We start from the raw sequence: 10,878 nt of genomic DNA, 5'->3' as shown, positions 1-10,878 counted from the left end.
TCAGTGCGCGGCAGGCGCGCCGGCATCGGCCACGGCCTGCGTGCCGGCGCCGGGGTCCGCCGCGGCGCGTGCGGGCAGCGCCTTCGGCTTCACCTGCGCGCCCGGATAGTAGATGCGCTGCACGCCGTCCACCACCACGCGGTCGCCCGACTGCAACCCCTTCTCGACGATCCGCTCGCCGTCGAGTTCGCGGCCGATCGTCACGTCGCGGCGCAGCGCCTTGTCGCCCGGGCCGATCACGTATACGTACTTGCGGTCCTGGTCGGTCAGCACCGCCTTGTCGTCGACCAGCAAAGCGTCCTGGTCGCGGCCGCTGACGAGCTGCACGCGCGCATAGAGGCCCGGCGTGAACGTATGGTCCGCATTCGGCAGCCGCACGCGGGCGCGGATCGTGCCGGTTTGCGGATCGAGCCGGTTGTCGAGGAAATCGACGGTGCCCGCATGCGGGAAGCCCGTCTCGTTCGCGAGGCCGACGCGCACCGGATCGGCGCCGATCGCGCGATGCGTCGGATCGGCGCGCCGCGCGTTGTAGCGCAGGTAGCTTTGCTCGTCGCAATCGAAATACACGTAGACGGGGTCCTGCGACACGACGGTCGTCAGCAGCGTGTCGTCCGCCCGCGCGAGGTTGCCGACGGTCGCGACCGCACGGCCGACCCGGCCCGCGATCGGCGCGCGCACTTCGGTGAAGCCGAGATTGAGCTTCGCGTCGGCCACGGCCGCATCGGCCGCCTGCAGATCGGCACGCGCCTGCTCCGCGGTGGCGCGCGCGTTGTCGAGTTCTTCCTGCGACGTCGCATGCGCGTCGATCAGCGTCTGCACGCGCTTCAACTGCACGTTCGCGAGGCTCGCGGCCGCGCGGGCGCGCTGCTGCTGCGCATTCGCCCGGTCGAGCGCGATCCGGTACGGGCGCGGATCGATCTCGAACAGCAACGCGCCCTGCGCGACCACGTCGCCCTCCTTGTACGCGACACGCTGCAGGTAGCCGCTCACGCGCGGCCGCAGTTCGACGGCGTCCACCGCTTCGACGCGCCCGTTGAATTCGTCCGCGAGGCGGATGGTACGCGGCGCGACGGTGGCGACGCCCACTTCGGGAAGCGGCTGGGCCGACGATGTGCCTTTGCCGTCGTGACAGCCCGACAACGCCAGCAACAGGGCGCAGGCCGCGCCCAATGGCGAGGTTCTGCGTAGGGAAAGGGAGAGCATGATGCCTCGCGACGGGTTAAACTGCCGCGTAGCATAAAAGTTGAAGTTAACTTCAAGTCAAGCTTTCCCGGAGGGCGTCATGGGTATCCAGGAAACCCCGCAATGGCCGCTGATGTCGATCCGCGAAGTGGCCGCGCGCAGCGGCGTGCCGGCGTCGACGCTGCGTTTCTACGAGATGCGCGGGTTGATCAAGTCGCACCGCAACGGCTCGAGCCATCGCCACTATTCGCGTGCGGTGCTGCGGCTGATCGCATTCATCGTGTTCGCGCAGAAGATCGGCTATTCGCTCGACGAAATCGCCGAACAGCTCGTCAGCCTGCCCGAGGACGCCGCGCCCAGCAACAAGGACTGGCAGCGGCTGTCGCGCGGCTGGAAGCAGCGCGTCGCGAGCCGGATCGAGGAGCTGCAGCGGCTCTACATCAACCTCGACGAATGCATCGGTTGCGGCTGCCTGTCGCTGAAACGGTGCAAGCTGACCAACCCGGAAGACCGCGCCGGCCGCAACGGGCCCGGCGCGCGGCGCTGGCTCGGCGACAAGCCGCCGACCGATGCCGAGTGACGCGCCGGCCGTACGCGCGCTGCGTCACCCGACGCGCCAGCCGCCGTTCACCGCGATCGTCGCGCCGGTGACGAACGACGCGCGCGGCCCGGCGAGCCACGCGACCGCGTCCGCGACGTCGTCCGGTTGTCCGGCGCGGCCAACCGGCGTCTGCACGCGGATCATTGCCGCGACGGCCGGCGCGACCCCGCTGTCGCCAAAGAAACGCGTGCCGGCGATATAGCCGGGCGCGACCGTATTGACCGTCGCGCCGCGCGGCCCGAGTTCGCGTGCCAGCGCGACGGTGAAGCCTTCGACGCCGGCCTTCGCGGCCGCATACGCGAGGCCGCCCGGCAACAGGCTGCCGGCGCGCGCCGCGATCGAACCGATGTTGACGATCCGCGCGGCGCGATCGGCCACGTGCGGCAGCACGGCCATCGTCGTCAGGAACAGGCTTTTCAGGTTCGCATGGAGCACCGCGTCCCACACGGCCTCCGCTTCGCCCGCCTTCGTATCCGCGCCGACGCGACCGGTCAATCCCGCGTTGTTGACGAGGACGTCGATACGCGGCCACCTTGCAACGATCGCGGCGACCACCGCTTCCGCGTCATGCCGCACGCTCAGATCGCCCACCTGCCCGATCGCCGCACCGCCGAGCCGCGCGACGGCCGCCTCCAGCCGCGCCGCATCGCGCCCGACGATCGCGACGCGATACCCGTCCTGCACCAGCCGGCTCGCGATTGCGAAGCCGATTCCGCTCGACCCGCCCGTGACGATGGCCGTTCGCTGCTGTTCATTGCCCGTCATGATCTGTCCTCCTGAGTATCGACGATTGACGACAGGGACATTCTGGGCAGCCCGGCGTGATAGGTAAAATACGAATTCGATGATCTACTGATACATGGACGGTATCGCATGATCGATCTGCGCCAGTTCCGGCAATTCATCGCGGTCGCCGAAACGCTCAGCTTCCGGCGCGCGGCCGAGCGACTGCACATGGCCCAGCCGCCGCTCAGCACGGCGATCCGCAAGCTCGAGGATGAATTGGGCGTCGCCTTGCTCGAACGCGACAACCGCGGCTCGCGGCTCACGCCGGCCGGCGAGGCCTTCCTGCTCGAAGCACGGCGCGCGCTCGAACAGGCCGAGCGCGCGGTGGCCGTGGCGCGCCGCGCGGGCGCCGGCCTCGGCGGCACGCTGCGGCTGCGCTTCGTCGACAGCACCGTGAACGCGCTGTTGCCGTTGATCCTCCGCGCGTTTCAGGAGCGGCATCCCAACGTCGATTTCCAGCTCGAGGAAGGCACGACCGCCGACCAGGTGCTCGCGCTGCGGCAGGACCGCACCGACGCCGGCCTCGTCGTGCTGCCGGTGGCCGATGCCGGCGACGTGCATGTCGAGCCGCTGCTGCGCGACCGGATGGTGGCCGCGCTGCCCGACGGCCACCGGCTCGCGCACCGCCGCCGCATCGCGCTGGCCGAGCTGGCGGACGAACCGTGGGTCATGTTTGCCGCGCACCACGGGCCGGGCATGCATGCGCTGATCGTGACGGCGTGCGCGCAGGCGGGCTTCGCGCCGCGGGTGGTCCAGCAGCCGCGCCAGATGCAGACGACGGCCGGGCTCGTCGCGGGCGGCATCGGCGTCGCGCTGATGCCGCGCCTGTTCGTGCCGATGCATCCGCAAGGCATTACGTTCTGCGAACTGAAGGATGCGGGCAGCCCGCTCGCGTACGAACTGGCGCTGGCGTACCGCACGCCATCGCCGCTCGTCGATGCGCTGCGCGAGAGCGCGCGGAACGCGGTGCGCGAACTGGGGCTGGTTGCCGCGACCTGACCGCGCGCATCGCGCGCGCGGCGCTCAGGCCCGGTCGCCGAGGAAGTTGAACACGACGCCGAGCACGGCCTCGCGGAACGCCTCCGGCCGCGTCGGCAGCGACGTGTACTCCAGCATCATGTGGCTGTACGACACCGTCGTGCCGATCGCGCTCGCGATCATGAAGAACAGCACGTTCGGATCGACCGGACGGATCGCGCCGGCCTCGACCGCGTCCGCCAGCAGCGGAAACATCGCGTCGTGATACGGACGCACGATCCGCTCCTGCAGCCGGTCGAGCCGCCCACCCTCCTCGGTCGCCGCAGTCGAGAAGAACATGCCGATATCGGGCTCCGCGAATTCGTGATCGACGCACAGCTCGAGCGCGCGCCGCACGCGGTCGCGATGCGGCAGCGACGACGCGCGCAACGCACGCAGCGCGTCGAACATCGGTTCGGCCAGCTCGACGATCTGCTCGACGACCGCCAGCCACAACGTTTCCTTGGTACCGAAGTGATGGGCGATCAGCGCCGCGTCGATGCCCAGCTCGCGTGCGACTTCGCGCACGCTCGTCGCGTCATAGCCGCGCTTCGCGAACGTGCGGCGCGCGGCCCGCAATATCACGTCCGGGCCGACGGACGCATCCGCCAGCGGCCGTCCGCGCGTACGCCGCTTCGACGGCGCGCGCTCAGTGACTTCTGCCACGTTTTTCCTGCTCCTTGAACGATTCGAATGCCCGTGTTCGGTCCCCGGTTTCACGTACCGGAAGCGGGCGGCCTGCCCCGCTCCGTTGACACGCGGAGCCGGGAAGCGCTAGGATCATACCTTATTCATCACTTGATGATTTATCCATGACAACCCCTACACGCATCGTCATCGTCGGCGGCGGGATCGCCGGGCTGCAGCTCGCGACCCGCCTGGGCGAGCGTCTCGGCCGGTCCGGACGCGCGCAGATCACGGTCGTCGATCGCAGTCCGACGCACATCTGGAAGCCGATGCTGCACACGATCGCGGCCGGCACGCGCGACGTCCAGCAGCAACAGGTGATCTTCCTCGCCCATGCCCGCGACCACGGCTACACATACCAGCCCGGCGAACTGAAGGGGCTCGATCGCACGCGCCGCCGCGTGCAGCTCGGCGAGATCCGCTCGCAGGACGGCGACGTGGTGATCGACGCACGCGAACTCGAATACGACGTGCTGATCCTCGCGCTCGGCAGCCAGGCCAACGATTTCGGCGTGCCCGGCGTGCGCGAGCACTGCTACTTCATCGACAGCCAGCAGCAGGCGGAGACCTTCAACGAAGCGTTGCGGATGCGGGTGTTCCGCAGCATCGCGCGCGACGAGCCGTTTCGCGTGGCGATCGTCGGCGCGGGGGCTACGGGCGTGGAACTCGCGGCGGAGCTGAGCCGCTTGCTCGAAGTGGCGCAGGCGTACGGCGACGACACGGTGCGCGAGCGATTGCAACTCACGTTGCTCGAAAGCGGCCCGCGCATCCTCAACGCGTTTCCGCCGAGGATTTCCGCATCGGCCCAGCGGCGGCTCGAACAGATCGGCTTTCGCGTGCTGACGTCGACGCGCGTCACGTCAGCCGACGCGAACGGTTTCCATTACGGCGACGGTTCGTTCGCCGAAGCCGACCTGATGGTGTGGGCGGCCGGCGTGAAGGCGCCCGATTTCATGCAGGCGCTGGGCGGGCTCGATACGAACCGCGCGAACCAGATCGTGGTCGGCCCCACGCTGCAGGCGACCGGCGACGAGCACGTGTTCGCGATCGGCGATTGCGGCAGCCTGCTGCCCGACGGCCAGGAGCGGCCGCTGCCGCCCACCGCGCAGGTCGCGACGCAGCAGGCCGAGCATCTCGCGAAGCATCTGCCCGCCTGGCTCGACGGCACGCCGATTCCGCCGTTCGCGTTCCACGATTTCGGCGCGCTGGTGTCGATCAGCGATTACGACGCGTTCGGCACGCTCGGGCAATTCGGTTTCTTCCGCGGCGGCTTCATCCAGGGGCGCTTCGCGCAGTTCAGCCACCTGATGCTCTACCGGCGGCACCAGCAGGCGCTGCACGGTTTCTCCAAGGCGACCTTGCTGTGGATCGCCGAACGGATCAACGGCTGGGTGCAGCCGCGCATCCGCCTGTCGTGATGCCGCGCGTCGCGGCACCGCGTAACGTTTCGAGGAACAGAGACATGAACAATCGTGTAGCGCCCTGGCTCATGACCGTCGCCGCAATCGGCAGCTTCGACATGCCGTCCGTTTCGTGGGGCGGGCCGCGACGGCGCAGCGTCACGCGCGACCGGCTGCCGTCGTGGGACGCGACGAGCAAGCCGACCATCAGCGTGCTCGAACGGCCCACGGCCGACACCGCGATGATTTCGTGGTGCGACGCCTGCACCGGGCACTACGGCTACCAGAAGTGGCGCCTGTTCACGACGCGCAAGCGCGGCGTGTGCGCGCTGTCGGGGCGACCGATCGAGATCGGCGACAGCGTCTATGCACCGCAACTGCTCGGCTCGACGCCCGGCAACGCCGCCGCGATGGTGCTCGCGGCGTGCATCGACGAAGCGCTCGCGGCCTGACCGTCAGGTCGACGTGGGCTGACCGGCGCCATAGGCCGGCGCGTTGTTCTGCCGTTCGAGTTCCGCATCGAGATGCGCGGCATGCGCGCTCGCTTCGGACTCCGACATCAGCTCGCCTTCCCACTTCGCGACCACCGCGCTGGCGATCGAGTTGCCCACCGCGTTCGTGGCCGAGCGACCCATGTCGAGGAACGTGTCGACACCGAGAATCAGCAGCAGCCCGGCTTCAGGGATGTTGAACTGGTGCAGCGTGGCCGCGATCACGACGAGCGAGGCGCGCGGCACACCCGCCATCCCCTTCGACGTCAGCATCAGGATCAGCAGCATCGTGATTTGCGTGCCGAGCGACAGGTGGATGTCGTAGGCTTGTGCGATGAACAGCGTCGCGAACGTGCAGTACATCATCGAGCCGTCGAGGTTGAACGAATAGCCCATCGGCATCACGAAGCTCGAGATCTTGCGCCGTACGCCGAAGCGGTCGAGCGCGTCGAGGATCTTCGGATACGCGGCTTCCGAGCTCGCGGTTGCGAACGACAGCATGAACGCTTCCTTGATCAGCGCGAGCAGCCTGAACACGCGGCGGCCGAGGAACAACAGCCCGGCCGCGACCAGCGTGGCCCACAGCAGCACGAGGCTCGCGTAGAAATCGCCCATGAACACCGCGAACTTCAGCAGGATCGACAACCCGTTGACCGCCACGGTCGACGCCATCGCGGCCATCACCGCGAGCGGCGCGAGCTTCATCACGTAGCCGGTGATCTTCAGCATCACGTGCGCGAGCTGGTCGATCGCCGCGACGAGGATCTTGCCGCGCTCGCCGAGGGCGGCAAGCGCCACGCCGAAGAACATCGAGAACACGACGATCTGCAGGATTTCGTTGTTCGCCATCGCCTCGGCGATCGACTTCGGCACCATGTGACCGACGAAATCCTTCAGCGTGAACTTGGACGTCGCGAGATGCGCGGACGCACCGATGTCCGGCAGCGGCAGGCCGAGGTTCTCGCCGGGCCGCAGCAGGTTCGCCATCAGCAGGCCGAGCAACAGCGAGATCAGCGACGCAGTGACGAACCAGCCGAGTGCCTTCACGAACACGCGCCCGACCGACGACGCATCGCCCATGTGCGCAATGCCGACGACCAGCGTCGAAAACACGAGCGGGCCGATCACCATCTTGATCAGCCGCAGGAACACGTCGGACACGAGCGAGATGTAGCCGGCGACTTCCGTGGCCGCCTGCTTGTCGGGAAGCTGCGTGTAGATCAGGTAGCCGACCAGGATGCCGGCTGCCATCGCGAGCAGGATCCAGCCTGCCGCGGACATTCGTTTGTTCATGACGGAATTCGCCGGGTGGCGATGGAGTTGACGGAAGGAAGGCGCGCGTGCCGCTCAGGCTGGCGGATGCCCGCTGACGGACGCGCTTGCCGCCGCACCGGCATTCGCGGCAACGCGAACGCCGGCGGCAGCGATTCGACTTGAAACGATCGCGTCAGTAGCCGATCGCCGAGCCGGCCGGGCGGCGCGGGTCGTTGTAGCCGTAGATGAAGCCGACACGCACGTTGCCGGACACCGACGAATCGTTCCCGGAACTCTGGCGGCTCGCCGCTTCGGTGCCCGGCAGGCCGACCATGATCAGCTCGGCGGCGCCCCACGGCGTCTGCTCGACCATCTTGTAGCCCATGTTGCGCAGGATCGCGAGCGTGTCGGGCGACAGGCCGTAGGTTTCGTAATAGACCGCGTCGGGCAGCCACTGATGATGGATGCGCGGCGCGGCCACCGCGTCCTGCGGCGTCATCCCGTAGTCGATCACGTTCAGCACGGTCTGCAGCGTGATCGTGATGATGCGCGAGCCGCCCGGCGAGCCAACCACCATGAACACCTTGCCGTCCTTCTTCACGATGGTCGGCGCCATCGACGAGAGCGGACGCTTGCCCGGCGCGATCGAGTTGCGCGTGCCCTGCACGAGGCCGAACAGGTTCTGCGCGCCGACCTTCACGGTGAAGTCGTCCATCTCGTCATTCAGGAAGAAGCCCGTGCCCGGCGCGATGACCACCGCACCGAAGCGGCCGTTGACCGTATAGGTCGTCGACACCGCATTGCCGTCGTGGTCGACGATCGAGTAATGCGTCGTTTCCGGCTTCTCGTGCACGCCGACACCGGGCTGCACGTCGATCGACGGCGTCGCCGTGTCGGCATGGATGCTCTTGCGGATCTGCGCCGCGTATTCCTTGCTCGTCAGCTTCGCGACCGGGTTGTCGATGAAGTCCGGATCGCCGAGCAGCGTGTTGCGGTCTTCGTACGCATGGCGCATCGCTTCGGTCATGTAGTGGACCGCCGCGGCCGAGTGATAGCCGAGCTTGCGCAGGTCATACCCTTCGAGGATGTTCAGCGTCTCGCACATCGTCACGCCGCCCGAGCTCGGCGGCGGCGCCGACACGAACTCGTAGCCGCGGTACGTGCACGTCAGCGGCGCCATGTCCTGCGCGCGATAGGACGCGAAATCGGCCGCCGTGATCACGCCGCCGCCGCGCTTGGCCGCCGCTTCCACGATCTTCGGGATCTCGCCGTGATAGAACGCGTCGGGCCCCTGCTCCGCGATGCGCTCGAGCGTGCGGGCCAGATCCTTCTGCACCAGGCGGTCGCCCGGCTGCAGCGCCGTGCCGTCCGGGCGCAGGAAGATGCGCGCGGCTTCCGGGTCCTTCCTGAAGCGCTCGACCGTCGTGTCGAGGATGTCGGTATCGCCGCGCGTCAGCACGAAGCCGTCGCGTGCGAGCCGGATCGCCGGCGCCATCACCTGCTGGCGCGTCAGCTTCCCGTACTTGCGCTGCGCGAGATCGAGGCCGGCCACCGTGCCCGGCACGCCGACCGCGCGATAGCCGTACAGGCTCTGGTCCGGAATCACGTTGCCCGCCGCATCGAGATACATGTTCGCGGACGACGCGGCCGGCGCGGTCTCGCGGAAATTGATGAAGCGGTCGCGACCGTCGGCCAGGTGGATCGTCATGAAACCGCCGCCGCCGATGTTGCCGCAGCACGAATTGGTCACGGCTTGCGCATAGCCGACGGCCACTGCCGCGTCCACCGCATTGCCGCCTGCCTTCAGGATGTCGACGCCGATCTGCGACGCGAAATGCTGCGACGACACCACCATGCCGTTCTTCGCTTCGACCGCCGGGTCCGACGCGGCGAACGCGCACACGCTCATCGCCGACAACAGGGTGAGTACTACGAGCCGCCTCATGACGGAATCCTCCAGACGAATAAACCGGGCCATGCCGGGATGCGTCGACGCGCGACTGGTTGTCGACGCTGCCGATTCGACATGTAATAAACAATACATTTCAGCGAGGCCGCGATCATATCATTCGCTTTTTTGTACCAAAACCTAGGGTAACCACTGAATTTAAAGCGAATCGTCCGGGACGGATCGGATGGCGTATGTTTGATTTATTACACACATGAACATGTCGTCTGACCGGGTGATGCGTCCCTCTAATTTGGAACCGCACGCAGCCTGCCGCACGTCGATCGGCTAACATGCGTGCAGTTGCCGGCAGACGCCCGTCTGCCGTTTCATTGGGTCATTCAATTCAGATAGAGAGCCGGAGTGCCGATGGGGACGAGCATCAGGGCGTTGCTGTTATCCCAGATGGATAGCTTCACGCCGTCGGAACAGAAGGTCGCGCAGGCGTTGCTGGATCGCTATCCCAGTCTGGGGCTGGGCCCCATCGCGCAGGTTGCGAAGCAGGCGGAAGTCAGCGATCCGACCGTGTTCCGCTTCGTCGTCCGGATCGGTTTTCCGAACTACTCGTCGTTCCAGCAGGCGCTGCACGACGAGATCGACACCGCGATGAATTCGCCGCTCGCGCGGATGGATGCGTTCCACTCGGAAACGGGCATGCGCGATAGTCACGCGGCGATTTTCCAGCGGCTGTCCGAATCGCTCGCGACGACGATCGACGGGCTCGACGCGGCCGCGTTCGACGCAGCCGTGGCGGTGCTGGCCGATCCGGACGTGCGCGTCTTCTGCGGCGGCGGGCGCTATACGGCGCCGCTCGCGTCGCTGTTCTCGTTCATGCTCGCCTATACGCGGCCGCACGTGCAGTACGTCGAGCCGAACGTGAATCTCGCGTCCGTCGCGCTGGCCGACATGGGACGCACCGACGTGCTCGTGATCTTCGATTTTCGCCGTTACCAGAAGGACAGCATCCGCTTCGCGCAGGCCGCGCACCAGCTCGGCGCGCGCATCCTGCTGATCACCGACGAATGGCGCTCGCCGATCGGCGAGTTCGCGGAGATCGTGCTGCGCATCCAGGGCCGCCCTTTCGCGATGCTGCAGACCAACGTGCCCGCGCTGGCGCTCGCCGAAGCGCTGGTGATCGGCGTGACGAACCGGCTGCCGGAACTGGCGCGGCAGCGGATGGAGAAGATCGAGCAGCTCAATGCGGGCGGGATCGAGTGGGACGTGAGTCGGCGGGATTTGCCGGAGTGATGGCGTGTCGCCATCCACCGGCAGGCATCAGCTCTCGACATCCTCCAGACTGAACACTTCCGTCTTGTCGTTGTACGAAAAGACCTCCCCGTACCGCCCCCAGTCGATCACCGCATCGAGCGTTTCCTCCGCCGCCTCGTCGGACAGAAAATCCTCCAGCTCCTGCTCGAAGCGCACGCGCGGCGCGCGATGGCCCGGACGCTCGTTCAGCACCTTCCTGATCCGCGCGGCAAGCGGCACGTGCTTCAACAGGTGATCGGCAAA

11 protein-coding genes are annotated in these 10,878 nt (G+C 67.3%); 5 read left to right on the top strand and 6 right to left on the bottom strand.

Annotated elements, in window-relative coordinates; translation table 11 throughout:
* On the bottom strand, positions 1-1,203 hold the full coding sequence (locus tag AP428_RS18525; protein WP_054928342.1) for an efflux RND transporter periplasmic adaptor subunit: 1,203 nt from the start codon (positions 1,201-1,203) through the stop codon (positions 1-3).
* A 79-nt stretch (positions 1,204-1,282) separates the two neighbouring features.
* Between AP428_RS18525 and soxR the strand changes: the two genes are divergently transcribed.
* Positions 1,283-1,762: a redox-sensitive transcriptional activator SoxR gene (gene soxR, locus AP428_RS18520; RefSeq protein WP_011547392.1), complete on the top strand. Its 480-nt coding sequence runs from the start codon at positions 1,283-1,285 to the stop codon at positions 1,760-1,762.
* A gap of 24 nt (positions 1,763-1,786) precedes the next feature.
* Here soxR and AP428_RS18515 read toward each other — a convergent pair whose 3' ends face one another.
* Entirely contained in the window at positions 1,787-2,548 is a 762-nt protein-coding gene (locus AP428_RS18515) for an SDR family NAD(P)-dependent oxidoreductase (protein ID WP_011547391.1), read from the bottom strand.
* Between the two features lie 108 nt (positions 2,549-2,656).
* Here AP428_RS18515 and AP428_RS18510 point away from each other — a divergent pair, with 108 nt between their 5' ends.
* A complete protein-coding gene (locus AP428_RS18510; RefSeq protein ID WP_011547390.1) occupies positions 2,657-3,568 on the top strand; it encodes a LysR family transcriptional regulator in 912 nt (303 codons plus the stop codon).
* Between the two features lie 24 nt (positions 3,569-3,592).
* Here AP428_RS18510 and AP428_RS18505 read toward each other — a convergent pair whose 3' ends face one another.
* Positions 3,593-4,252 carry a TetR/AcrR family transcriptional regulator gene (locus AP428_RS18505; protein ID WP_011547389.1) on the bottom strand — a complete coding sequence of 220 codons (660 nt, stop codon included), beginning with the start codon at positions 4,250-4,252 and terminating at the stop codon, positions 3,593-3,595.
* A gap of 146 nt (positions 4,253-4,398) precedes the next feature.
* On the opposite strand from AP428_RS18505, the gene AP428_RS18500 reads away from it, so the two are divergent.
* A complete protein-coding gene (locus AP428_RS18500) occupies positions 4,399-5,691 on the top strand; it encodes an NAD(P)/FAD-dependent oxidoreductase (RefSeq protein WP_011547388.1) in 1,293 nt (430 codons plus the stop codon).
* Positions 5,692-5,735: 44 nt separating this feature from the next.
* On the top strand, positions 5,736-6,125 hold the full coding sequence (locus AP428_RS18495; protein ID WP_011547387.1) for a DUF3331 domain-containing protein: 390 nt from the start codon (positions 5,736-5,738) through the stop codon (positions 6,123-6,125).
* Positions 6,126-6,128: 3 nt separating this feature from the next.
* Here the strand turns inward: AP428_RS18495 and AP428_RS18490 are convergent, their stop codons facing one another.
* Together AP428_RS18490 and ggt are read right to left on the bottom strand one after the other, a co-directional pair.
* Positions 6,129-7,457: a dicarboxylate/amino acid:cation symporter gene (locus AP428_RS18490; protein WP_011547386.1), complete on the bottom strand. Its 1,329-nt coding sequence runs from the start codon at positions 7,455-7,457 to the stop codon at positions 6,129-6,131.
* A gap of 154 nt (positions 7,458-7,611) precedes the next feature.
* On the bottom strand, positions 7,612-9,363 hold the full coding sequence (ggt, locus tag AP428_RS18485) for a gamma-glutamyltransferase (protein WP_011547385.1): 1,752 nt from the start codon (positions 9,361-9,363) through the stop codon (positions 7,612-7,614).
* Positions 9,364-9,735: 372 nt separating this feature from the next.
* On the opposite strand from ggt, the gene AP428_RS18480 reads away from it, so the two are divergent.
* Positions 9,736-10,614: a MurR/RpiR family transcriptional regulator gene (locus AP428_RS18480; RefSeq protein ID WP_011547384.1), complete on the top strand. Its 879-nt coding sequence runs from the start codon at positions 9,736-9,738 to the stop codon at positions 10,612-10,614.
* A 27-nt stretch (positions 10,615-10,641) separates the two neighbouring features.
* On the opposite strand, the gene AP428_RS18475 is transcribed toward AP428_RS18480, so the two are convergent.
* A partial coding sequence (locus tag AP428_RS18475) for an AAA-associated domain-containing protein (RefSeq protein WP_054928341.1) occupies positions 10,642-10,878 on the bottom strand: 237 nt, incomplete at its 5' end.

It is taken from the genome of Burkholderia sp. E168m22, from assembly GCF_001319805.1.
Taxonomy (GTDB): domain Bacteria; phylum Pseudomonadota; class Gammaproteobacteria; order Burkholderiales; family Burkholderiaceae; genus Burkholderia; species Burkholderia orbicola.
Note: the sequence above shows the minus strand (reverse complement) of the source record. Positions and strands in the feature narration are given on the sequence as shown.